Annotated in this window: 15 protein-coding genes; 8 read left to right on the forward strand and 7 right to left on the reverse strand. The window is 53.4% G+C overall.

Going from position 1 to position 24,811, the window contains the following annotated elements; translation table 11 throughout:
• Positions 1-85 precede the first annotated feature (85 nt).
• A complete protein-coding gene (locus K0J45_RS11080; RefSeq protein WP_220042606.1) occupies positions 86-1,876 on the reverse strand; it encodes an acyl-CoA dehydrogenase C-terminal domain-containing protein in 1,791 nt (596 codons plus the stop codon).
• Positions 1,877-2,127: 251 nt separating this feature from the next.
• On the opposite strand from K0J45_RS11080, the gene K0J45_RS11085 reads away from it, so the two are divergent.
• The 4 genes from K0J45_RS11085 to K0J45_RS11100 all read left to right on the forward strand — a co-directional run bounded on the left by K0J45_RS11085 (position 2,128) and on the right by K0J45_RS11100 (position 7,894).
• A complete protein-coding gene (locus K0J45_RS11085; protein WP_220042607.1) occupies positions 2,128-2,982 on the forward strand; it encodes a D-hexose-6-phosphate mutarotase in 855 nt (284 codons plus the stop codon).
• Between the two features lie 256 nt (positions 2,983-3,238).
• A complete protein-coding gene (locus K0J45_RS11090; protein ID WP_220042608.1) occupies positions 3,239-7,225 on the forward strand; it encodes an intermembrane phospholipid transport YdbH family protein in 3,987 nt (1,328 codons plus the stop codon).
• 183 nt (positions 7,226-7,408) lie between these two features.
• Positions 7,409-7,552 (forward strand): YnbE family lipoprotein, encoded by a 144-nt coding sequence (locus K0J45_RS11095; protein ID WP_160290154.1) that lies wholly within the window; start codon positions 7,409-7,411, stop codon positions 7,550-7,552.
• 21 nt (positions 7,553-7,573) lie between these two features.
• Positions 7,574-7,894: a YdbL family probable chaperone protein gene (locus tag K0J45_RS11100; protein WP_220042610.1), complete on the forward strand. Its 321-nt coding sequence runs from the start codon at positions 7,574-7,576 to the stop codon at positions 7,892-7,894.
• Positions 7,895-8,092: 198 nt separating this feature from the next.
• On the opposite strand, the gene K0J45_RS11105 is transcribed toward K0J45_RS11100, so the two are convergent.
• From K0J45_RS11105 to K0J45_RS11115, 3 genes are all read right to left on the reverse strand, one after another.
• Positions 8,093-9,022, reverse strand: a complete 930-nt coding sequence (locus tag K0J45_RS11105; RefSeq protein WP_220042611.1) for a universal stress protein — start codon at positions 9,020-9,022, stop codon at positions 8,093-8,095.
• Between the two features lie 288 nt (positions 9,023-9,310).
• On the reverse strand, positions 9,311-12,148 hold the full coding sequence (locus tag K0J45_RS11110; RefSeq protein ID WP_220042612.1) for an ExeM/NucH family extracellular endonuclease: 2,838 nt from the start codon (positions 12,146-12,148) through the stop codon (positions 9,311-9,313).
• A 434-nt stretch (positions 12,149-12,582) separates the two neighbouring features.
• Positions 12,583-13,590: an isoaspartyl peptidase/L-asparaginase family protein gene (locus K0J45_RS11115; RefSeq protein ID WP_220045281.1), complete on the reverse strand. Its 1,008-nt coding sequence runs from the start codon at positions 13,588-13,590 to the stop codon at positions 12,583-12,585.
• A 172-nt stretch (positions 13,591-13,762) separates the two neighbouring features.
• Between K0J45_RS11115 and K0J45_RS11120 the strand changes: the two genes are divergently transcribed.
• Positions 13,763-15,610, forward strand: a complete 1,848-nt coding sequence (locus K0J45_RS11120; protein ID WP_434086935.1) for an autotransporter assembly complex protein TamA — start codon at positions 13,763-13,765, stop codon at positions 15,608-15,610.
• Positions 15,607-19,536, forward strand: a complete 3,930-nt coding sequence (gene tamB / locus K0J45_RS11125; protein ID WP_220042614.1) for an autotransporter assembly complex protein TamB — start codon at positions 15,607-15,609, stop codon at positions 19,534-19,536. Before K0J45_RS11120 ends, tamB begins: the two co-directional genes overlap by 4 nt.
• 89 nt (positions 19,537-19,625) lie before the next feature.
• On the opposite strand, the gene fadR is transcribed toward tamB, so the two are convergent.
• Entirely contained in the window at positions 19,626-20,387 is a 762-nt protein-coding gene (gene fadR, locus K0J45_RS11130) for a fatty acid metabolism transcriptional regulator FadR (protein ID WP_011865972.1), read from the reverse strand.
• A gap of 298 nt (positions 20,388-20,685) precedes the next feature.
• On the opposite strand from fadR, the gene nhaB reads away from it, so the two are divergent.
• Together nhaB and dsbB are read left to right on the forward strand one after the other, a co-directional pair.
• Entirely contained in the window at positions 20,686-22,281 is a 1,596-nt protein-coding gene (gene nhaB / locus K0J45_RS11135) for a sodium/proton antiporter NhaB (protein WP_011865973.1), read from the forward strand.
• Between the two features lie 87 nt (positions 22,282-22,368).
• Positions 22,369-22,884: a disulfide bond formation protein DsbB gene (gene dsbB / locus K0J45_RS11140; protein WP_011865974.1), complete on the forward strand. Its 516-nt coding sequence runs from the start codon at positions 22,369-22,371 to the stop codon at positions 22,882-22,884.
• A 436-nt stretch (positions 22,885-23,320) separates the two neighbouring features.
• Here the strand turns inward: dsbB and K0J45_RS11145 are convergent, their stop codons facing one another.
• Both K0J45_RS11145 and K0J45_RS11150 read right to left on the reverse strand, forming a co-directional pair.
• Positions 23,321-23,671, reverse strand: coding sequence for a hypothetical protein (locus tag K0J45_RS11145; RefSeq protein ID WP_220042615.1), 351 nt, complete (start codon positions 23,669-23,671; stop codon positions 23,321-23,323).
• A gap of 122 nt (positions 23,672-23,793) precedes the next feature.
• Positions 23,794-24,735 carry a DUF6414 family protein gene (locus tag K0J45_RS11150; protein WP_220042616.1) on the reverse strand — a complete coding sequence of 314 codons (942 nt, stop codon included), beginning with the start codon at positions 24,733-24,735 and terminating at the stop codon, positions 23,794-23,796.
• Positions 24,736-24,811: the final 76 nt, after the last annotated feature.

A 24,811-nucleotide genomic window follows, 5' to 3' on the forward strand; every position in this document is an offset into this window, starting at 1 on the left:
AAAAGGGCCTTGCGGCCCTTCTTGCTAGATCGAATCTGGCTCAATCCTAACTTGCCCATTCGAATCTGGCCGAATCGAATCTGGCCTAGTCGAAATCGCTGTCTTGTAACTGAGTCAGCAGCTCACAGCTACGCTCCATCTGGTAGCGAATACTCCTGGTCTGAGGCGCCCAGTAACTCATGTAGAATTTCGCCGTCACTAGCTTGTTGGCGTAGAAGGCCTCCTCTTCGCCCGCCGCCATGGCCTGATGAGCCTTGACCGCCATCCGCGCCCACATCCAGCCCAGGGCCACTATACCCAGGATCTGCAGATACCCCATGGAGGCGGCGCCTATGATGTCTGGATTCTTAACCCCATTAGCGACGATATACTGGGTCGCCTTCTCGAGATCTGTGGTGGCCTCCATCAACGGCATCAGGTAAGGTTTTAGCGCCTCATCCTCGAGATGTTTAGCCACGAACGGCTTAACCATCTCAGACCAGAGCCCCAGCGCCTCGCCTTTATCCGCAAGCAGCTTACGGCCAACGAGGTCCAGCGCCTGCACGCCGTTGGTGCCTTCGTAGATCATGGCAATACGACTATCGCGCACAAACTGCTCCATGCCCCACTCGTGAATATAGCCATGGCCTCCATAGACCTGCTGGGCATCGACACAGGCCTTAAAGCCCTGATCGGTCACGAAGCCTTTCACCACTGGGGTAAAAAGCGCCGCTAACTTGGCCGCCATGGTCGCCTTGGCCTTGTCCTGATGACGGTGAGACTCGTCGAGCCAGAGAGCCTGCTGGCCCATCAGGGCTCTGGCGCCCTGGTTGAAAGCCTTCTGGGCCATCAACATGCGTCTGACATCGCCATGAACCAAAATCGGGTCGGCCGGTGACTCGCTTGCCTTGACCCCACTTAAGGCGCGCCCCTGCAGACGTTCTCTGGCGTAACTCAGGGCATTTTGATAGGCGATCTCAGAGACCCCGAGCCCCTGCACGCCCACGCCGAGTCTCGCCTCATTCATCATGGTAAACATGGCCCTCAGCCCCTGATGGGGTTCGCCCACCAGCTCGCCGATGGCGCCGTCGAACACCATGACGCAGGTAGAGTTACCGTGGATCCCCATCTTATGCTCCAGGGCACTGGCCTCGACGCCGTTGCGGCAACCTAAGGTGCCATCGTCATTTACCAGGTATTTGGGCACAGCAAACAAGGAGATCCCCTTCACGCCATCGGGCGCATCGGGCAGACGCGCCAGCACCAGGTGCACTATGTTGTCGGCCAGGTCGTGATCGCCAGATGAGATAAAGATCTTCTCGCCGCTGATGGCATAGGTGTCTTCGCCCACCGGCTTAGCCTTGGTGCGCAGCAGTGCCAGATCGGTGCCCGCATGGGCCTCTGTCAGGTTCATGGTGCCGGTCCATTCACCCGACACCAGCTTCTCGAGGTACTTGGCCTTGAGCGCGTCGCTGCCATGGGCATGGATAGCCGCATAGGCGCCGTGGGTTAAGCCCGGATACATGGCAAAGGCCATGTTGGTCGCCGTCTTCATCTCGGTGGCAAACACCCCGATACATTCGGGAAGACCCTGACCGCCATATTCTGGGTCGCTGGTGAGCGTCGCCCAGCCGTTATCCACATATTGCTGATAGGCGTCTTTAAAGCCTTCGGGGGTGCGCACCTGACCATCCACCAACCGGCAGCCCTGGGTATCGCCCTGGCTGTTGAGCGGCAGCATGATCTCTGTGGTGAAGTCGGCGACCCCTTGAAGAATGGCCTCAGTCAGCTCGGCGTCGATCTCATCGAATCCCTGAAGGTCATCGCGCCCATAGATGTTAAGTAGCTCGGAGAGAATAAACTGATAGTCGCGCAGTGGAGCTTGATAGATTGGCATTCCTTAATCCTTCTTTTGTCGAAACCCAAAACGAACAGGCGCTAGCCGGGACATTAGCGCTCGCTCAACTATAGTGCTCCGACCACTTTACCCAAATCTGTTCAAAAATACAGCCCTTAAACTCGGCTGTTTTATTTCAATCGTCAAAAAGCCTAAAAACAATCAAGGTCATACTACAGCTTAGCGCGAAAACTCTGTAAGCTAGGTCATCAGCTAAATGACCAGCCCGGCTTAACTCGTGAGGAGCATTTATGGGTTCTGTAACCGTAAAAAAACATCCCCAGGGACTCGAATATGTCGAGGTCGATACCGATCTCTGTCAGGCGCGCATCTTCATGCAAGGCGCCCAGATAGACAGGTTTCAGCCTAAGGGCCAAGCCCCGCTGCTCTGGGTGTCGAGCGCCGACGACTATCAGCCGGGTAGCGGCATCCGTGGCGGCATCCCTGTCTGCTGGCCCTGGTTTGGCATGCATGAAAACCCTCAGTGGCCGCAACACGGTTTTGCCCGTACCCGTCTATGGAATTTAGATTCGGTGCAGATGCTGGATCAGGTCGTGGAGCTCAGATTCAGCCTGACGGTAAGCGATGAAGACAGGCAGTACTGGGCGCATCCAAGCAGGGTCGAGCTCATCTTTACCTTAAGCGATAGCCTAAGCGTCAGCCTGGTCAACACCAACCTGGGGGATACCCCGTTCAATCTGACCCAGGCGCTGCACACCTACTTCCCTATCGAAGATATTCATCAGCTTAAGGCCAGCGGCTTTAGCGGCGCCCGCTATATCGAGTTTGGCGAAGGCCCCTTCGAGCAGGAGGGAGATGAGGTGCACTTTGATCGGGAAACCGACCGCGTCTATACCCAGCTTGGCGACTGCCAGCTACTGCATACCCCACAGGGGATCATAGAGGTGCGCCGTGATAACAGCCGATCGGCGGTGCTGTGGAATCCCTGGATAGAGAAATCTAAGCGTCTGTCGCGCTTTAACGATCAGGATTATCTCACCATGGTCTGCCTCGAGGCCGCCAATGTATTAGAAGATAGGGTCGAGCTGGCGCCGGGTGAGTCCCATACCCTGAGCACCCATATCCGCTGGCAACCTCAGGGCTAAACATGAGATTCTGGGCACCAGGTGAATAAGGAGCCCTCTTTAGCCCGGTAGACTAGCGATTCATCGACGCCGCTCTCTCCTATTGATCAAAGATTTTACTGGTGGTCATAGGTTTTACTGCATAGGTATTACTGCATAGGTTTTAGTGGATAGGTTTTACTGGCAAGAGCGCTAAAATGAAAAGGTTAGTTTCAATCATTGAGACCTCAGTAGGCAGAGCTAACAGCTAACGCTAAATAATCAGAGACAGGGACAGATGTCGCGACGCTTTTTTACCTCCCGCAGCATAAAATGGATAGCCGGCGCCATGGCGCTGTCCCTGCTGCTGTTGCTGCTGCTCCTTGTGCTAGCGGCGAGTCAACTGGAATACCTGGTTAAACGTCTCGCCAATCCCTATCTTGCTGATGCTGGCATCAGCATAGAAGCGCTGCGCTTAAGCTCCAGCGATCTGATGGCGCTTAAGCTGCCCATGGCGCAGCTTAAGGTCGATGGCAACCTGGTGAGACTCGACGATCTTCAGCTTACACTCGCCGAAGACTGGTTATCGGCGCCAATGGGTCTCACCCAGATAGACTCGCTTTCGGTGCGCCGCGCCGAGGTGTCACTGAGCCAGGACTATTTCGATAATTTAGGTCGTGAGCAAGAATCAGGCGCCAGCAGCGCCCTCAATCTGGGCGCCCTGCCGCAGATCGCCCTAGGCGAAGTCAGCTTCAACCTGTTAGGCAAACAAGCTAGCTCCTCAAAGACGCACCCCCTGGGCCTCAAGCTGGATTATCTTAACCTGGATAACCAGGGTCAGCTTACCGGCGCCCTCAGTTTCTATCAAGCGCCACTGCTGAGCCTAGCTGCTACACTCGAGAAGACCCGCTGGCGACTCGATAGCCGCCTCGAATTCGAGCCCCTTGGCCAGCTCATCGGCGAGCTCAGCATGCTTACCTCAGCCGGCCAAAGTGACCAAGAGCCAGACACTTCAGCAGCGAAACAGACATCTAATGTTTCAGAGGCGTCTGGCGTTTCAGAGGCGTCTGGCGTTTCAGAGGCGCCTGGCATTTCAGACATGCCTAGCCTTTCAAAGGCTCCGGCATTAGTCACGGCCCTGCATGATGTTAATAAGCGTTTAACCGAAATCTTTTCCCTAAGCGGCAGCCTCAGCTCCCGCGGCGAATTAGACCTTATCAAGGGCGAACTGCATTCAAGCCATGAATTTGATGGGCTCAAGATCCAGCTAAAACGGCTAGGTGGCCGGACGCTATCGCCAGAGCTAAGCATTACCGTGACGGGCCAGGCGCTAGCTAAACAAGAAAGCGCTTATCTGACTCAATCAAGTCATGCTCAATCCAACCAGGCTCAGTCCAGTCAGAGCACGATACTTGGACTGAATGGCCCCCTTAACGATCTGCATCTCACGCTGTCGCCAACTTTAGTCACCAGCAGCACATCGCTGGAGCAGCTTGGAGAACTGGCAGGTGAATCAGAGTCCATCGCCGCCCTGCTCACGGTACTTAAGGCCCAGTCTCATGATAAAAAGTCTCATGATAAGCAAGCACATGATAAGCAGGCGCCAGACAAGCGCTCAGCCGATGAACACACGACTAAGCTTTCTCTGGAGCTTGGCCAAAAGATGATTGGTGAAGATGTGCTCGATTTTTCGCTCCAAGATGTAAACTTACAGCTAGGAGCTCTCACCGCCAAGGTTGAAACTCAAGGCCTGGTGCTCGCAGCTAAGCTTAAAAAAGCCAGGCTCGAAAGGGCTAGGTTAGAAGAAACCAAGCTCGAAAACGGTCCTGAACCGAAGCCGACTTCGGCCTGGCAGCTCACCGGCAACTGGCAACTTGATGCAGCGCTTAAACAGCCGCTATGCCTAATCCTGCCACCCTATCCAGAGACAAGCAACGGTTATCAGGATCGGCCTAAGAATAAAACAGACATAGACAATCGCCTCACGCTTGCTAAAGCCAATCTACAGCTCGAAGGCGAGCTGGATGCCAGACAAGCAGATGCGACAGACGATTCGACAAATGATTCGCAAAAAAATAGCACTCTCAATCTAACCCTGGCGGGCGAGTTGGACCTAGCGCAACCCGAATTTAATCACAGAGACCTAAAGGTGGGCGCTAGCCAAATCACCACAGAAATTCCGGCGCCACTCAATCTCAGCCTCGAAAAGGGGCCAGAACTTAAGCTAAACCTCGATTGGCAAGGGCTAAAAGTTGCGATCGATGGGCATCATCTAAGCTGGCCTGCGATCCAGATGGCAAGCAAGGAGCCAAAAGCAGAGCAATTACAAGGTGATGTATGGCAAGGGCAAGCAGAAGCCCAGCTGACCAGCGAGCAGACTCGCACCACTTTTGGCGCCGGTCATTTTACCTTTAGCCCAGGCAGGCCGCTTCTGGTCGAGCTAGCGAGCTTTATGAGTGTCACTCACTCCCCTCATCTGACGCTGCCACAGGCCTCAATACCTGAGGTCTCATTGGCTAACACCTCAATAACAGACGCCTCAAAGACAGGCGCCTCAAAAACAGAGAGAACAGCAAAGCCGCTGGAGCGCGAACTTACCGCCAGTGAATTTGTACTCGAAACCGCGCAGCCACTGCGCCTCGATGCGCAAACATTGGTGATCCCGCCCGTCGGGTTAAAGGTTATTGCGCTGGCCACCAGCGAGCAAAAAGCCGTTCAGGGAAAGGGCCAAGAACAGGCTCAAGCTCAGGTGAAAACCACTCAAGTTAAAACCACTCGAGTCAACCTGGATGAGTTAAGCCTTGCCACCCAGACCATAACGCTAACGCCAAAAACTACCAAGGCTGAGAAAAATACAGGTACAGAAAGCGCCGCGGCGACGCTATCTCAGTCGACACTATCACAGTCGACGTTATCACTGTCACCAGAAGCCCTGTTAGCCTCCCCCTGGCAGGGTGAGGTGAACTACCAGCTGACCAATCTTAAGGTGAGCGAGGAGAGTGTTCGCCTCAATAAATTGCGCCGCAAGACGCTAATTAAACTCCCCAGCGCCAGCCTAAGTCAGTCGCTTCGTTGGCAAGGAGCCCTGCAATCAGGGGCCGCCCCAAGCACTAAGTCCTATTCAGAGCCTGTAGCTGAGTCATCAAAAAATTTGATCCAAGCTGAGCGCTTTGGCTTAAAAACGGATTCATCGCCAGGCTATGAGCTCGCGACCGAAGAGCGGTGGAACCTGGATGGCCTGCCGTTTTACAGCGAGCATCTTCTTGCGCTGACTCATTCACTTAAGCCAAGCCTGCTTACCGGAGAGTTCACACTAGCAAGTGATGCCAACGAGCTGATGAAGCGTTTATCTCGAATGCAGGGCGCAAGCCTAGAAAATCCCTTAATTGGCGATATCAATCTCACCAGCCAGCATAACCTCAAATGGCATGGCGATAAGATGGACTTTGCCTTTGCCTTGACCCCAGAGGTTAAGCTCAGCGAGGGTAGCTATAACGCCCTGCCGTTCGAGCAGGCAGAGTTTATTGGCCAATGCCAGTTAGATGGTGTCAAAGCGCCTCACTCTCAAACGGCAAAGCTTGCCTGTGAGCCGCTGTCACTCAAGGTCGCCGCCTTCAATCCAGGGGTGTTGATCACCGACATAAACGCCCACGCCAGGCTAGAGTTAGATCTGACCCAGGGAGAAACAGAAGCTGCACTCGGTGCTCAAACAGGTGCTGAATTGGCGCTCAGCGGCGCCGATGTCAAGCTCGATGCCAGGGCCAACACCTTGGGGGGCGAGATCTTACTGCCCATCTTTAACCTTAACCTCGGCGCCCCCTCCTCCGCCTATCTGGTACTGCAGGGGCTGGATCTCGAGCAGCTGCTCGCCGCCCAGCCCCAAACCGGCATCTATGCCGACGGCATCTTCGACGGCGTGCTGCCGGTGCAACTGGAGCATGGTCAGGTAAGCATCACCAATGGGCAGCTCGCGGCGCGCGCCCCCGGTGGCCTCATCAAGGTGGATGACAATCCGGCCGTGCTGCAGATGCGCCTGTCGCAGCCCTATCTCGATTTCGCCTTTTCGGCGCTGGAGGAGCTGCACTACACCCAGCTATCCAGCAGTTTCGACATGGCCCGCAACGGCGATGCCCTGCTAAAGGTTCAGGTGAAAGGCCGGGCCAAAGATATTGAACGTCCTATCCATTTAAACTACGCTCAGGAAGAAAATATGTTGCAGTTACTCAAGAGTTTACAAATCGGTGATAGACTGCAGACTGAAATCGAGCGGGCCATGGCCAACTAATTTCGCACAAGCATCGACATAAGAGTCATAGCCAGCGACAAATGCAAACGTTCAGCCTATGGTCATCTTAGGGATCTACACTAAGACCATAGCCAATAGAATTTTCAACCAGATTAAGGAAGCACTGTGAAGAAATTGCTAACCTTGCCGACGATAACCCTGAGCCTGGCTGCCCTGCTGCTCATGGGCGGCTGCACGCCAACGGTCAAGATAGAGCCACCTGAGAAGCCTATCGTTATCAACCTTAACGTTAAGATTGAACATGAGATCAAGATTAAGGTGGATAAAGAGCTCGATGAGCTGATCAACAACGATGAACTCTTCTAATCAAGGTATAAGGTGATCCCAATGAAAAGCAAAATACTCCTCCTCATGGCCGGACTTCTTCTCAGCCTCAATGCCTTCGCCATCTCGTTGCAAGACGCCAAGGCGCAAGGGTTAGTGGGCGAACAGGTCAACGGCTATCTAGGTGTGGTGGTCAGCAATAGTGAAGCCAGCGCCCTGGCCAAGTCGGTCAACGCCAAGCGTAAGGCGCACTACGAAAAGATCGCCCGCAAGAACCAGATCAGCGTAGATGATGTGGCCAAGCTAGCCGCCGAGAAGGCGATAGCGGCCACCGCCAAGGGCCATTACATTCAGACTCCCCAAGGAAAATGGGTCAAGAAATAAATGGTCAAAGAATAGATGGGGTAAAAATAGATGGGCAAAAAGTCGCCGTTGATAGTCCTGGCTGCTAGTTCCCCTCAATTTATGATGAGTGCCTAACCAATAAGCGACGCCTAATGCGTCGCTTATTGGTTTCTTTAACTCTCATTTATCTAACCGACTAACCACCTACTCTCACAGTGGCTCATTCAACTAAAAAAACTAGATGGCGTGAGCGCTTTGGGGTTTAACCACCAAGAGATCGCACTGGATCCTGTCGATCACCTGCTCCCCCACATGACCGCACATGTTGGAAAACATGCTGCCATTGCCGGTATCGCCGACGATCACCAGCTCAGAGTCCACCTCCTTGGCTAAGGACTCGATGGCATCTTCCGGCAGTGACTTGGCCAAATGAAGATGATGATTACTCACCGCCGCCCCTTTTGGCTGCAGGTGATAGCGGCTGGAATAACTGGACATCTGCTGCAGATGGTAGTTCTCATCATTGGCAGGGGCCAGCGCCTGATGGAAGGAGATGCTTGGCGTCTCACCATAGTAGCAATCGATAAGATGACAATCCCCCGCCAGCAGCAGAGAGAAATGCTCAGAGGTCTGCAGCACGGCGTCATTGAGCGCCCTATGGGTAACATCATCGGCGCAGGGCTCAACCAGGGAAAGAATGTGCCCGCCGGGTTGCCACAGATGGTCCTTAACCACCACCACGGGGCGGGAAGACTCGCGGATCAGCCGCACATCCAGCGGTTTGATGGTCAGCCAGTTCCATAGCTTATGGCGCGAGGCGGCCAAGATCACCGCATCCACCTTGAAGTCGTCGCAAAACTGCAGCACATCGTCGCTGCTATGACAGGCGATAGACGCCTTGGAGATAGAGAGCCCCGATTGGGCGGCCTGACTGATAAAGGCATTTAAGCAGCTCAGCTTACGCTCCTTGGTCAGGGGTTGGGTCTGCCCCTCGTTGCCATCGGCCTCGAAGGTGTCCACCAGACGATTGACGAAATGGCTGTGCTCTAACATCATCACTATGATTGCCGCGTGGGTTTTACTGGCCAGATACACGGCGCGGGAAACGGCCTTTAAACTGAAATCGTGTTCATCTACAACCACTAAAAGTCTCTGATAGCTATCCATAACTTTGCTCTCACCTAGGATTCGCACCTAATTGTAGCTCAAGCCAGAGGCGCCAAAATGGCGCTAGCCCTTTATTGGCGTGGGTTTGCGGCAACTTTATGATAATAGAAATGATTATTGTTAAGAACATTTTTAGCTAACCTAGCCCCAATGCAAACCTTTAGCTATTAGCTGAGCGCAAAATGGCTTTTTAACCATTAAAATCACCAGATTACATAGAATTTGATATATATTAAGCATAAAAAAGGCCACCCTAGGGCGGCCTTTTCAAACTGTATTAGCTAAACATTAGAAGTTTAACTTAGCCTTACCCTTGAGGCCGTCGTTATCCTCAACGGTCAGCTTCACCTTACTGGCGCGGTGACCCAAGCTGATGGCCACAGGGCCCGTCTGCTTGCCGCCATTGTTAAACTTCCACGACTGCGACACTATCTCACCGTCAGTGTCATAGCTTAGCGAGACAAACAGATGCATAAACCAGAGATCCAGATGCTCGATAACGGCAACAGGCTTTTGCTGCTTCACCTGTACCTTCACCACCTGAGTCACGCTATGGCTCAAACCATCGTTGTCGGTTACCGTCAGGGTCACTGGGTACTCACCGGCCTTGGCATAGCGATAGCTTAGCTGCTGGCCGCTGGCGGTCTCACCATTGCCAAGATCCCATTGATAATCGACAATCTCGCCATCTTCATCCGTGGCGCTGCTCACCAGGCTCAGGGTGCGGCCCTGCAGCTCATAGCTAAAGCTGGCAACTGGCGCTATGGTCTCACGCTCTAGTAGCAGGGAGATCACCACAGGGTCATGGTCCGAAGAGCGATAGGCATCGCTGCTGTAGAGGGACTCAATCTGACCGGCAGACTTAAACTCTTCGTTGTAGTCCAGCAGTCTTGGCTCGTCGGTATTGATATGCCACTCGGTCACATCGACAACCCTGTCGGCCAACTGGGTATTGGCCAGTGCATGATCCAGTTGCCCCGTCTCACCGGAGAAGACATAGGAGTATGCTCCCGACTTGCCCAGATGGTCGAACAGCTCGAGGTATCCTGCGCCACGTAGTGCATCGATTGGATCTTCTTTGGCATAGGCGTTCATGTCACCAATCACCAGGGTCGGCAGCTCACCATACTCGCTGGCCAGCCAAGCCCCCAGGGCGGTCGCCGCACGGGTACGAGTCAGGTTACAGTTACCCTGACCGTCGTTGAGATCTGGGTCGCCCAGACTGACACAATCACTGCCCTTAGACTTAAGATGGTTCACCGCCACCACAAGTTGTTGCTCTTCACCCAAGACCTCGAAGGCCTGGGTCAGACTCGGACGATTCTTACCATCGTTAAACAGCACCTCACCCTGCTCATCCAGCGGCGAGTTGGCGCTAGACAGCACCTTGGCCGCGCCCACGGGCGTGACGCGATCGCTACGATACAGCATGCCCACGGTAATGGCGTCAGTACCTATGGTTGGCGTTGGCGCCGAGATAAACTGGTATCTTGCCTCACCCACCGCCTGGTTCAGACCGCTAACCAGGTCATTGATGGCCGACTCAGTACCAAAGCCGTCGTTTTCTATCTCCATCAGGCCGAAGATATCGGCGTCTATGCTCACCATGGCACTGATGATCTTGGCGCGCTGACGGGCAAACTCGCTCGGCGTGTCGGCGCCGCGATCCGTCGGGAAGCCGCCGCCCAGGCCATCGCCGTTAAAGTAGTTCAGCACGTTGAAGCTGGCGACCTTGAGGTTACCGCCGGCGACCAGGGCTGGCTCGCTGCTTCTTGGGTTGGTCGCCACGAAATTAACCGTATCGATTGGCATCAGACGGTACTTGCCAAAACCATAGTGCATCACGGCGTGAAGCTCGGTAATTGAGTCGCCCACACGCACAGTATTATCGGCGCTCAGGCCAGGCGCTGGATAACGCACAGGATCTGGGTTTTGCGAGGTTAATCCATCGTCCAGCAGCACTGAGTCTAAGGCGTTGGCCTGACTCACCGCCAGCGCCTCGCTGCCAGGCTCGGCCACCTGAGTCCCGATGAAGTGACGCTTGCTTCCAAGCAGGATCTCGCCGTAGCGTCCCAGGTTATAGACCTCGTTCACCACCAAGTTCTGGGTAAAGTGTACGCGCATGCCTTCGACCGCTTCCAGGTCGCTGCTCTGGGCCAGTGGCAGGCTCACCTCGGCGGCGCTCGGCAACTCTTGAGCGCTGGCACACAAGGCGTGCTCGCTGACATTGGTCAGCTCGGTCAGGCCGTTGTACTCCTTGACCGTGGCGGTCAGACGCACGCGATCGCCCGCCTGATAACCCAGCGAACCACCGGTATAGACGAAGACCCCCTCTGAGGTGTTGATGTCAGCGTCAGCCTCAGCATCGGCCATCTGCAGGAACAGACCCTTGAGGCCAGCTTCCTGATTGCTGGTGACGATCGCCTCGACCGTTACACTTTGACCATTGAGCGGGCTGATATCGCCACTGCCCTGAACTTCTGAGATCTTGGTGGCCGGATCATGACAGACCAGGCTCTCTGGCGGCTCGGTAGGATCCGTCGGGTCGGTTGGATCTGTCGGTCCCTGACCGGCAAACTGGCCGAGATCGCTAAAATCATCCTGTGCATGCCCTGTCCAGGTGGCCAGGGTCACGGCATCATCGAGCTGAGTATCGGCGATCAGCTGGTTAGGATCCCGGCGCAGGGTGTTATTCTGGGTCGACAGATCGCCGCTGCCCCACTCTGACCCCGGATCTGTGCCCAACTGGCCAAGGCTGTCGATCACCTGGCCCTGCTTGCGCAGCACTAAGGTGTCGTCACCATTGAAGAAACTGGCGGTGCTTAGCTGGTCGGCGACCGCTAAGATCTCACCGGCGGCATCGTTGTCGGCCAGAACATAGGTCTTGCCGGCGGCCAGGCTACCGGTAAGGGCTATGGTAGAGCCGGCACTGGTGCTGCCGTTAAAGTAGAACTCGAGTTGATATTGACTTAAATCGATGGCGGCGCCGGTGGGATTGTAGAATTCGACGGCCTTGTTGTTGCTGCTGCCTTCTACATACTCTGAAATGATCAGATCGTCTGCGGCCTGGGCAAAGGTGGAGACACCACCAATCGCCAAGGCAAGCGCGCTTGCTTTGGTAAACATATTAACCCCTAAAATTATCCATTAACCTAGTGTTTAACTAGTGCTGTGCTAGACAGTATCCGAGTCTTATCGCTCAAATTACTGCGGTGCTGATCCTTCGACCAGCGCACACTATAAATCAGCTTAGTGACAAAGAGGTTACAAATTTTACATAAAGTTAATGCGTTGGCTGTTAAGCACAATTGACAGCTTAGAGGCGATTTTGCAGCACAATTCTCTTTTATCAGCGGCTCAATGAAGTCATTCAATAGAGGCTTACAGAGGTAGACGGATTTAGAAGCTGACGTGAAGAAGTACGAATAGGTATTTGAAATAAGGCTAAAAAGAGATGTTAGAAGCAAAAGCCAGACCCAAAGCTTAACGCCAGGGCCCGGCTAAAAACAAGCCAATACTTTAGATAGCTTATTGTTGAATGTACTGGTTGTTAAAAGTGCTTAGTTGTCCTGCCAGATCATCACCTTGGCCGGCTCGCCGCCCTTGCGGGTCGCGCGGTACATGCCTTCGGTGTTAAATGGGGTGGCGATGTTGCCGCGCTGATCGATAGCGATCACCCCGCCGGTACCACCTGCGGTGATCAGGCGCTGATTGATCACCTCATCCGCCGCCTGCAGAATCGATTTTTGCTGATACTTCACCTTGGCGCAGATATCCCCCGCCACATGGTAACGAATGAAATACTCACCATGGCCGGTGGCCGATACGGCGCACACCTGGTTTTCGGCGTAGGTGCCGGCGCCGATCACCGGCGAATCGCCAATACGGCCAAAACGCTTGACCGTCATGCCGCCGGTCGAGGTGCCGGCAGCCAGGTTGCCTTGCTTATCCAGGGCCACGGCGCCCACGGTACCAAACTTGTAATCCAGATCCAGATAGTTAACCGAGGCCTGATAGTCTGGCTTGCCCGCCTCCTTGCTCTCGGCCGCCTTCAGCTTGGCCTTAGCATCGATAAGCTGCTGATAGCGGCTGTCGGTATCAAAATAGGTCACAGGAACCAGGCTAAAGTCCTGGCTCAGGGCAAACTCCTCCGCCCCCTGACCCGATAGCATCACGTGGGGCGACTTGTCCATCACGGCGCGCGCAAGGTTAATAGGGTTCTTGATATGCTTCACCCCGGCCACGGCGCCGGCATTGAGGCTGCGGCCATCCATGATGGAGGCGTCCATCTCATGGGTGCCGTCATAGGTGTAAACCGCGCCTTTCCCCGCATTAAACAGCGGACTGTCTTCGAGAATATTGATGGCAGTGGTCACCGCCGTCAGGCTATCGCCCCCCTTCTCCAGCACCTTATAGCCGGCGTCCACCGCCTCTTTTAACTTGTCGCGGTAGGCTTGCTGCTGGGCCTCGGTCAGATTGGCCTTAGAGATAGTGCCGGCGCCGCCATGGATGGCGATGGAAAATGGCTGGGTTTCGGCCACAGAGCTAGTGCTGATCAACAGGCCCATCAGGCCGGCCAGTAGGGAGGGGGTAATAGTGCTTCTCACGGTAGGCTTCCTCGTTATTGTTTGCCTTCTTTGTACCGATTTTCATCATTAATTACAATCACCATCTTGCTTGGCCTCTATAATCTGCGACAATAAACAGCAACAAACTTTTCAACTAGATAGAGCCTTTTTCTTGCGGATCTTTGCGACCTTATCCCGGCTATCGATACTCGCCCTACTCAGCCTCAGCGTGGGTATCTCCCCCGTCTGGGCAAACGACTGGTTGAAGGTAGAGGTCGACGGCGCGAATGAGTCGCTTAAACGCAACATCACGGCCCACCTCGGCGCCCTGCCAGGCTCAGAGGTGCAGCGCCGTGCCTATATCTTCAACGCCGAAGAGAACATAGAGGCCGCGCTACACTCCCTTGGCTACTACAAGGGCAAGATAGACCAGCAGCTGGAGAGCCCGGAATCCGGCCCTTGGACGCTCCGCCTCACCGTCACCCCGGGCGCCCCGACGGTGATCCAGTGGATAGATATTCAGCTCTCTGGCGAGATCCTCGATGATGAGGTGATCAACGCCTGGCTCAGGCAGATAAAGGTTAAACCCGGCGATGTGCTCAATCATGGCGAATATGAGGCGATCAAGTCGCAGCTGCTCACCTACGCCCTGGCCAGAGGCTACTTCGAAGGCAAATATCTGACCAATAAGATAGTGGTCAACCGGGATCTGGACAGCGCGCAGATCAGCCTGCACTACGACTCGGGCCCGCGCTATCGCATCGGCGAGGTAAGCTTCAATGGTCACGACCTGGTGCCTGGGTTTCTCGACAAGCTGATCCCTTTTGAGCCAGATTCTCACTACAGCACGGGTAAAATAGGCGCCCTCAATCGTGAGTTGGTGGATACCGGCTACTTCACCAATATCAAGGTGCTGCCGCAGCTGGACAAGATGCAGGATGACAGGGTGCCCATTCGGGTAGAGGTAACGCCTAAACCCAGCCACTCCATCGAGCTAGGTCTGGGCGCCGACATAGGCAACTCCATCGACAATAACATAGAGCCGAGAGTCAGGGTCACCTGGCGCACGCCACAGATCAATCGCTATGGCCACTCCCAGGAGACCAGCCTGGAATGGTCGCCGGATAGGCCTAAGTTTCTGACCACCTATACCATTCCCCTCACCCATCCGTTGGACGATCAGCTCAAGCTACGCCTTGGCCTGCTCAGGGACAAATATGGGGTGACTCAGATCTACGACCCCGATAAGCGCGACTATCGCAACACGGGTGAGCTGGAGTCGGTCAAGAAACTCGTGGGTGTCGTTAGGCAAAAACGCCTGCACAATCAATGGCTGTTTACCTATTCGTTAGATGCCATTAACGAAGAGTATACCCAGTCGGATATCAAGTATAATCCCGATATCTTGCTGCTCGGCACCAGCCTCTCCAAGACCAACAGGGGCGATAAGAGCCTGGATCCCAAGTCGGGCTTCTTCCAGTATTACAGCCTGGAGCATGCCGACCCGAGTCTTGGCTCAGATCTGCGTCTGACCCGGCTACAGGCCAAGTTTAAGTGGATAGACACCTTCTTCGACAAGCACAGGTTTGTCTCCAGGCTGGATCTGGGCGCCAACTTGGTGGGCGAAGAGGATCTGCCCATGGTGCCCCCTTCGCTGCGCTACTTTGCCGGCGGCGATCAGAGCATCCGCGGCTATAGCTACCAGGAGCTAGGCCCCTATATCGAATATACCAACAGCCAAGATCAGCTGGCCCGCATGGTAGTGGGTGGCCGCTACCTGATGGTCGGCAGCCTGGAGTATCAGTACTACCTCACCCCCACCTGGCGCCTAGCCACCTTCGTCGATGCCGGTAACGCCTTCGACAATCAACAGTTCGAGCCTATCGTTTCTGTGGGCGGCGGTGTCCACTGGATCTCCCCTATCGGCCCCATCAAGCTCGACCTGGGTGTCGGCCTGAAAGAGACTGAGACAGTTGATCGCAGTTGGCGCATCCATATCACCATGGGGGCCGAGCTATGATAGAGCGGCCAGATGGAATCGACCAAGGCCAGATGACGCAGGAACAGCTGCTATCGTCGCAGAGCGGCAAAGCGCCGCCGAGATCTTTGCTATACCGCCTGCTCTGCTGGCTGCGTAACCTGGTTAGGGTGCTGCTCTATCTGCCACTGGCCCTGCTCATCCTGCTGGCCATCTTGATAGGCACCCCTTTTGGCAGTCGCATCGCGGTCAACCTCGCCGATCTCTTGGTGCCGGACTTAAGCCTGAGCTATGGCGGCGGTACCCTCAATGGCCAGCTGCAACTGGAACACGCCAAATGGCAGATGACGGGCATAAAGGTCGAAACACAAGGGCTTAGCCTCAACTGGCGCCCCCTGTGTCTGCTGCAGCGCCAGGTGTGTGTCGACTCGCTAGGCGCCGATGCGGTGCGGGTCGATATCGACACAGACGAGCTCACCTCAACATCGCCAGACGCTCCTCTCGAGGAGACAGCTCCGACTGACGAAACAAGCGAGCATGGTCCGCTCACCCTGCCTATCGGCATCATACTCAATCAGAGCGATCTCAATCAGATTAGGGTGCGGGTCAATGAGATGCAGTTTAACGCCGAGCAGCTCGCGGCCAAGGCCAGCTGGTTAGAGACAGGCCTGAGGGTCAATCGGCTCGACAGCAGCGGACTCTTGGTCTCGATTCCCCTTGGGCAGAGCGAAGATGGCGCGCAGCAAAATCAAACTAATAGCCAAATGCAGGCTCAAAATCAGGTAAAAACTGACCAGCAAGAAACGAAGGCGAGTTGGCCCTTGAGTCAGCTACCCAAGGTCGAGATCCCCATGCCCATCTTCGTCGATGGCGCGCATCTGGTTGACAGCGAACTCAGGCTCGGCGAGCGCATAGACAAATTTTCCGCTATCGATCTTGCCGGCAGTTACCTTGGCTATAAGATCACCGTCGATAGCCTGGCCTTCAGTCATGACTATGGTAAGGCGCGCCTCGATGGCGAGATGAGCCTGACTCAAGACTATCCCATGGCGCTGCATCTCGAGGCGGATCTCACTGCCAACAAGGTCAGCGAGCTGCCGGAACTCAAGCACCAGCGACTGAACGCCGAGATCAACGGCGGTTTCTCGGCCCTTGCCGTCAAGCTTAAGGGCGAGGGTCACCTCGAGCTGGATCTCGACGCCAAAGGGAATCTGAGCACGCCTGCGATGCCCTACGAGATGACGCTTTCCAGCCCGCACCTGATGTGGCCACTTGCCCAGGCGCAATATGAGGCCAAGGCATTGACCCTGGAGTCCAGCGGCAACCTAGCGTCCCAAAATCTCAAACTGACGGGAGAGCTTAAGACCCCTTATCACCCCTGGTTAAGCCTGAACACCCAGTTGACCCATCAGGACCAAAACGTCGAGGTGGCGGTGCTTACCGTCGACAGCGAGATGGGCAAGCTGGATCTTAAAGGCAAGCTGGGTTACGGCGAGGCAATTAGCTGGCAGCTCGAGGCCGACACCCAAGACCTAGATCTTGCCCAGCTGGATGTGATGCCAGACAAGCCCCTGCCCGAAACTCAGATTAGCGGCAGCCTGCATAGTCAGGGACGCTTCAGCGACAAGCAGTGGTCAGTAGGCATCAGCCAGGCAGATCTCGAAGGCCAGGTGGATCAATATCCCCTGAGACTTCAGGGGGATATATCCCTGAACGATAAGTTCCAGCTTAACGCCGAGCATCTACAGCTCGACGCCCTTGAGTCACAGCTCACCCTCTCCGGACGAGTAGATGAGGCCTGGGCGCTGGACGGACAGCTAAGCGTGCCCGCCCTGAGCCTATGGGATCCGAGCGCCAGCGGCGCCATCAAGGCGGTGATCAACGTCTCGGGCGATGACGAGCACCCGGAAGTGGCCATCAACGCCGACACCATAGAGTTTAAGTACGCCGATATCACGGTAGATAAGGCTAAGCTTATCGCCTTCTATCGCCCCCAGGATGCGCACCAATTTGCCCTGTCGCTAAAATCTTCGGGCATCAAGGGGCTAGGCATGGCGCTGAGCGACCTCACCTTGGGCTTCAAGGGGGATATCGCCAAACAGAAACTGGGCCTGCAGACCTATGGTGACCTGCAGCTCAACACCTCTATCGCCTCGACCTTCGACGAGAAAACCCAGCGCTTCGACGCCAAGATAAAGCGCATTAGCTTCAATTCTCGCCTCGGCGCCATGGCGCTGGATGAACCCTTTGACCTCTATTGGGACAACAAGCACGCCAAGGGCGAGATCTCTCCCTTCTGTTGGCGCCATGACGCCGCCAGCCTGTGCCTCACCGACACAGCAGAACTTGGCGACAAGGGCGATACCCGATTGCAATTTGCCGGCGATCTCGGCGCCCTGCTGGCACCCGTGCTGCCGGAAAACCTTAAATGGAAGGGGCCGACTCAGCTCGATGGCGAGCTGCAATGGGCCAAGGGCGCCAAGCCCACGGGCCAGCTGACACTGGCCATGGCGCCGGGACAGTTTGATCTCACGACCACCAAGCGTCATATCGAAGCCCAGTACCATTACCTCAACCTCACGGCCCGCCTGGATGAGCTGCAACTGGCCATAGACACTCAGTTGGAATCTGAGCGTTTTGCCAAGATAGACAGTCAGCTCACCATAAGTACCGATCCCGAACACAGGCTGAGCGGCAAGATAGATCTCAAAGATATCGACCTGCATGCCCTGGCCGACTTTACGCCCCAGCTTGAGGTGCTCGACGGTAAGGTCTCCAGCGCCATCATCTTGGGCGGTACGCTGAATGAACCTGATCTCAGCGGCACGGTAGATCTCATCGACGGCCAACTAGCGGCCGCCGCCAACCCGACCCTCTTGGATAACATCAAGCTCAAGCTTACCCTGCTGGGGCAGACGGGCCAGGTGAAGGGTCAGTGGACCATGGGCGATGGCAAGGCCAAGGTAGATGGCGTGATTGGCTGGCAAGAGGGACTCAAGGGGGATCTTAACTTTAGCGGCGACAAGCTGGCGATCATTCAGCCCCCACTGGCGATACTGGATGTGTCACCGGATCTCGACATCAGCTTTAGCGATAAGCACCTGGATATTCGCGGTAAGCTGGATGTGCCCTCGGGCCATATCAAGATCGTCCAGCTGCCCGAGGGCGGCGTGGCCGAGTCCAGCGATGTGGTGTTCAACGACAGCCTGGCCAGCCAAGCCCAAGTAAAAGATCCCATCGCCGTCACCAGCCAGATAGCGGTCAAGGTAGGCGACAAGCTCACCATAGACGGCATGGGGCTGCGAGGCATGCTGGTGGGTACCCTGGAGCTGCGCCAGGCCGCCTTTAAGCCGCCACTACTCTATGGCGACATCAAGGTGGTTAACGGTAACTACAAATTTATGGGCCAGACACTGTCGATCAAGGCGGGCGAAGTGCAATTTATCGGCCCCATGGCGGTGCCTAACCTGAATATCGAGGCGATCCGCGAGATCAAGGATGAAGATGTGGTCGCCGGGGTGCGCATTACCGGCACGCCGCTAAAACCTGTGGTCACCCTCTTCTCCAATCCCGCCAAGGAGCAGGCGGAGATCCTCTCCTACATCATCAAGGGCACAGGGCTGAATAACTCAAGCTCAGATCAGAACAATGCCCTGATGATGGGCGCCGCCCTCACCCTGGGCAATCAGCTGGGGGATAACGCCTTTAGCAATCTTGGCAGCTCAGCCTCCGGCATCATAGAGAAGTTCGGCATCTCCAACGTGCAGTTCGACGCCAACGACGAAGGCAAGGTCGCCATCAGTGGCTTTATCGGCGAAGATCTCATGGTCAAATATGGCGTCGGGGTGTTCAACCCAGGCTATGAGATGACGGTGCGCTACTACCTGATGTCCCAGCTCTATCTGGAGAGCGTCTCGGGCACCATCTCCAAGACCCTGGATATCTACTACAACTTCGATATCGATTAGTGCCGCGAGAAACTATCAGATAAAAAGACGCCATAAAAAAAGCCGCTTCAATGAGCGGCTTTTTTATCATACGGTTTTGCGACTGGCGCTTAAGCCTTGCTCGCTTCGGCCGACTGCATCAGGTTGGCCTTATAACGCTGCCACACCTTACCGCTGTTGATGCCGTAGCTACGCATCAATACAGGCACGTCGTTGTGGTTGTGATCTTTGGCCAGGGCTTCGAGCGCCTGGTAGAAGTCCAGCGCCAGCTCGCGCGCCTTCTCGATGGCAAAGTACTCTTCACCCACACGGCTATAGAGGCCCTTGAAGCCGTTGAGGATCAACACATAAAGCGGGTTACCCGAATGGTACGCCAGGGTGTGATGCAGTTGGTAATCAAACTCGATGAAGGCCTTGGCATCGTCTTTCAGCGTGGCCAGTGGCGCTAACGCCTCAAGCACCTTGTCTGGGTTGTAACGCACGGCGCCCTTAAAATAGATGGCGCTGATGTTGGTGCGGGCAGATAAAAGCTGCTCTAGCAGCACAGGTTCACCGGCTGGGTTAAGATCGGCGATGGTTTCCAGCACGTTCAGACCCGAGGTTTCCCAGATATCGTTAACTCGTGTCGGCTTACCGTGTTGAATGGTCAACCAGCCGTCACGGGCCAGGCGCTGCAGCACTTCACGCAGCGTCGTACGTGTCACGCCAATCAGTTCAGACAGTTCTCGCTCGGCAGGTAGAATGGAACCGGGTGGAAACTTTCCCTCCCAAATCGAACGAACAATATACTTTTCGGCAAAGCTCGCAGGACCTTTCGCTTCAATAATATCTTTGTCTTTAGGCGCTACAGGTACTTGGGGGACAGTTGTCATCAGGCCACTATTCCAATTTATTCAAAGTTATCTTGGGAACTGATCATACCAGAGCGGTAAAAAATGGAAACCTAATCCGTAACATTACTGGATAAGATCAAGGACTCAGATCTCATTAATGAGCAAAATACACACCACATCAACAAGCTTGTGATATAGATTGCAGTTAATGTCTGTTTTTGGGCAATGGGGACCATAAAGGTATTAAATTCTACATATCATTAGGATACACTGAATTGAACAGCGGACAGTTCGTTAACTTTCTGTCAAAAAATAATTATATAGATGAGAGGATGCCATGCCTGTGACCATGAGTCAGGCGTTTATTGACAATTTCTTAGGAAATTCTCCTAAGTGGTTCAAAATCGCAATTTTATCATTCTTAGTGATCAACCCGATCGTCTTCTACCTCAACCCATTCGTCGCCGGATGGTTACTGGTAGTCGAGTTCATCTTCACGCTGGCAATGGCGCTGAAATGTTATCCCCTACAACCCGGTGGTCTGCTGGCCATCGAAGCCGTCATCATAGGCATGACATCGCCCAGTCAGGTGCTGCATGAGATAGAAGCCAACCTGGAAGTACTGCTGCTATTGATCTTCATGGTGGCCGGCATCTACTTCATGAAACAGCTGCTGCTGTTCGTGTTCACCAAGATGATCACCAAGATCCGCTCTAAGGTCGTGGTCTCCTTGATGTTCTGTATCGCCTCGGCCTTCCTGTCTGCCTTCCTCGATGCGCTGACGGTAATCGCCGTGATCATCGCCGTAGCAGTGGGTTTCTACTCCATCTACCACAAGGTAGCCTCTGGCAAAAGTTTTACCGACGATCACGACCACACCTCAGATAGTCACGGTGAAGGGCATTCCCTGTGTGAAGATGAGCTGGAGGCGTTTCGTGGCTTCCTGCGTAACCTGCTGATGCATGCCGGTATTGGTACCGCATTGGGTGGCGTGTGCACCATGGTGGGTGAGCCGCAAAACCTGATCATCGCCGCCCAGGCCAACTGGCAGTTCGGCGAATTTGCCCTGCGCATGGGCCCGGTCACAGTGCCAGTGTTCATCTCGGGTATCGCGACCTGTTTCCTGGTGGAGAAGTTTAAGTGGTTTGGCTATGGCCAACAGCTACCAGAAGCGGTACACAAAATTCTATCCGATTACGCCTCTTATGAAGATGCGCACCGCACCAAGCATGACAAGATCAAGCTGGTTATCCAGGCGTTTGTGGGTGTATGGCTGATCGTCGGCCTGGCCTTCCACCTGGCCTCTGTGGGTCTGATCGGTCTGTCGGTTATCATCCTGACCACCGCCTTTAACGGCGTCACCAACGAGCACGCCCTGGGCAAGGCCTTCGAAGAGGCACTGCCCTTCACCGCGCTGCTGGCAGTCTTCTTCGCCATCGTAGGCGTGATTATCGACCAGCAGCTGTTCGCCCCAGTGATCCAGTGGGCACTGAGCTACGAGGGTAACACTCAGCTGGTGATCTTCTATATCGCCAACGGCCTGCTCTCTATGGTGAGTGATAACGTGTTCGTGGGTACCGTCTATATCAACGAGGTGAAAGCTGCGCTGTTAGATGGCCAGATCACCCGCGACCAATTCGACCTGCTGGCGGTTGCCATCAACACGGGTACCAACCTGCCATCTGTGGCGACCCCTAACGGTCAGGCGGCCTTCCTGTTCCTGCTGACCTCGGCGATTGCTCCATTGATCAGACTCTCCTACGGCCGCATGGTGTGGATGGCGCTGCCCTACACTATCGTCTTGTCTATCGTGGGCATCCTGGCCATCGAGACAGGATTCCTGGGCGAGATGACCCAATACTTCTACGATTCCCATATGCTGATCCACCACTCGGTGGCGGAAGCGGCCAAGGGCGCAGTTACCGGACACTAATTTGTTGATTGACTGAACTTATCTAGTTTCGTAAAGTCTTAAAAACGCCTCTAGCAGTTAGAGGCGTTTTTTTATAGGAGAATATCGTTGAGTGCTCTGACCCGATTTGCACAGTCTCGTTTAGCCTGGACCCTACTGCTACTGACCGCCGTAGGCCTGGAAGCTTGTGCCCTCTTCTTTCAACACGTGATGAAACTCGACCCCTGCGTCATGTGTATCTATCAGCGCTTAGCGGTACTCGGCGTACTCACCGCCGGCCTCATCGGCGTGGTTGGCCATCAATTCCGCCTGCTGCGTTTCCTCGGTGTACTCCTTTGGGGCGTTAGCGCCGCCTGGGGCCTCAAGCTGGCACTTGAACTGGTCGAGATGCAGACCAACCCATCGCCCTTCTCCACCTGCTCCTTCCTGCCGGAATTTCCAGAATGGATGCCGCTACACGAATGGTTCCCGTCAGTCTTCCTGCCCACCGGCATGTGCACCGACATCCCATGGGAGATGTTTGGCATCACAATGTCACAGTGGATGGTTGTGGCCTTCAGCACTTACCTGATTGCCCTGGTGGTGTTTATTGTTCCGGCGTTAATGCCGACTAAGAAAGCCTAATTGCGTTTAGGTTAGCGCTTATAAGAAACGCCCTTAATGGGCGTTTTTTTGTGGCTAGCTATCGCCTAGCCACGTGTGTCGCTTGGTGACATACCAAACTTGAGTTCGCTTAAAGTTCGCTTAAGTAACACCAAGCTTTACGGCTACCTACCAAGAATCTTTTAATTCGCACCTTAGCTGCAACCTAACGCCTGCCCGGCGGGGGTTTTGCAGATACACCTGTGAGACGCCGTGAATAAATCCCTTTAGGCTCTGCCGAAACATCCCTGTTTCGGAAGCTCACCGGCGTATCTGCACCGGATGTCTAACGTCTCTTCGATTTAACGATATTGATGGCGAGGAGAAGATTGAAAAGGAATTAAGAGCTTCAATCCCCTGCTTAGGAATGAGGAACTGTGGTGCGCAAATAATATTGACTAAACACCATTGTCACTGATTAGTTGCCATATGCTTGATATGCCCTTGAAGAAGCAACTAAAGCCTCATCTAAAATCGAAACATACCAATTTTCTGATTTTCTGTTTTCGTAATAGACCCTGACAATTTTTCTGGCATGTTGTTCAATAGTGAGATCGCCAACAGCCAGAGTATTAGCAATTTCATTGACAATATCTACTCCAAATTCTCTTTTTAAAGCTTCCCTATATTGCTGATAGGTCATTGGAAATTGTGCTATTAACCTTGGTTCAATTTTGCAAAGTTCATCAGCTTTAATCAAAGAACCAATGATCTCTGACGGCTCTGGCTTTCTTATAGATTTAATTTTTTCAATTAGTCCTTTAAGCACAATACACTCCTTTGCCAACTAACGCCGTTTGAAAGTGGCCAATCACAGTTAGCTATAATGTGTGAGGAACGAACAACAGCCAACTGTAATTTGTCCGATTTAAAAATCATTATTATAGTGAATTACACCTCAAAATACACAGCAATGGGATCAATGACGACTTCATTTTCTTGCTTACCTGAAATAGAATATTCAATATTAGTTAAATGATCAACAAGATTTAAAAGCGCAGCCTTCATATTTGAATAATCTTTGCCTTCTTCATCCAATTCCACTTCATCACCTGAAAAAGCTTGAGATATTATTCCAAAGACAACAACTTCTTTTTCAGTTTTTCGAGAATACTTTTTAACCAATATATCCTCACTCTCCCTCAAAAAATCACGTTTTAAACATGAGGTAAAAAGTGACTCACCGAAAGACTGAGTAATTTCAAATTGATCTGAAAAGCCATATTTAGTTAATAACCCTAAGTTATCTAAAAACTTTTGATCTTGATAAAGGTTGCCCTCTTTAGCTAATGTTTTGAGGTTAGTTAGTCTTTTATGCTCAGCTTCGAGTTGGGATTTTTTATTCCTATCTTGTGTTTGCTGCTTCAACAATGCAAGCTCGGCATTTAGTTCGTTAATTCGGCTAAATGCCCCCATATGTGCTAGCGCTTCACCAATCGTATTAAACTCAGAAAATAACTCAGTTATTTTATTCACATCATTAAATGTTGATTTAGCCTTTATTTTTATAAAAGAAAAGTCAGTAATGGATGCTTTAAGCTCTTCTAAAGAAAGAGCTGAACTTGTTAGCTCTAAAACACGACCTTGCTCCATTAAGTGGTTTTCAAATAATGTAAATGAGTAGTCATGAAAGAACTTTTTTTCCGTTGCCTTACTACTTGAAATAATTACATCAGCTAAAACCTTACCACTGCCTACTGGACCTTTTTGAGTTTCGCTTTCTTGACTGTCTGAAGTATTTTCATTTAAAACATATTCAGTAATTCCTTCAAATATTTGAGATGATAACGAATACATTTTGTCTTCATCTAAGTATATAAAATTTTTTATCATTCGTTGCGCTTCCTTGACTTGTATTCTTCGTAAAATTTGTTTCTTGTATTAATGAATGACCAAACAACAGTCGAAA

Origin of the sequence: Shewanella alkalitolerans (assembly GCF_019457575.1) — a bacterium.
Taxonomy (GTDB): domain Bacteria; phylum Pseudomonadota; class Gammaproteobacteria; order Enterobacterales; family Shewanellaceae; genus Shewanella; species Shewanella loihica.

Bases quoted from the DNA above. Each gene is read 5' to 3' on its own strand.
- K0J45_RS11080 (WP_220042606.1), bottom strand. From the start codon at position 1,876: ATGCCAATCTATCAAGCTCCACTGCGCGACTATCAGTTTATTCTCTCC.
- K0J45_RS11085 (WP_220042607.1), top strand. From the start codon at position 2,128: ATGGGTTCTGTAACCGTAAAAAAACATCCCCAGGGACTCGAATATGTC.
- K0J45_RS11090 (WP_220042608.1), top strand. From the start codon at position 3,239: ATGTCGCGACGCTTTTTTACCTCCCGCAGCATAAAATGGATAGCCGGC.
- K0J45_RS11095 (WP_160290154.1), top strand. From the start codon at position 7,409: ATGGGCGGCTGCACGCCAACGGTCAAGATAGAGCCACCTGAGAAGCCT.
- K0J45_RS11100 (WP_220042610.1), top strand. From the start codon at position 7,574: ATGAAAAGCAAAATACTCCTCCTCATGGCCGGACTTCTTCTCAGCCTC.
- K0J45_RS11105 (WP_220042611.1), bottom strand. From the start codon at position 9,022: ATGGATAGCTATCAGAGACTTTTAGTGGTTGTAGATGAACACGATTTC.
- K0J45_RS11110 (WP_220042612.1), bottom strand. From the start codon at position 12,148: ATGTTTACCAAAGCAAGCGCGCTTGCCTTGGCGATTGGTGGTGTCTCC.
- K0J45_RS11115 (WP_220045281.1), bottom strand. From the start codon at position 13,590: ATGGGCCTGTTGATCAGCACTAGCTCTGTGGCCGAAACCCAGCCATTT.
- tamB (WP_220042614.1), top strand. From the start codon at position 15,607: ATGATAGAGCGGCCAGATGGAATCGACCAAGGCCAGATGACGCAGGAA.
- fadR (WP_011865972.1), bottom strand. From the start codon at position 20,387: ATGACAACTGTCCCCCAAGTACCTGTAGCGCCTAAAGACAAAGATATT.
- nhaB (WP_011865973.1), top strand. From the start codon at position 20,686: ATGCCTGTGACCATGAGTCAGGCGTTTATTGACAATTTCTTAGGAAAT.
- K0J45_RS11150 (WP_220042616.1), bottom strand. From the start codon at position 24,735: ATGATAAAAAATTTTATATACTTAGATGAAGACAAAATGTATTCGTTA.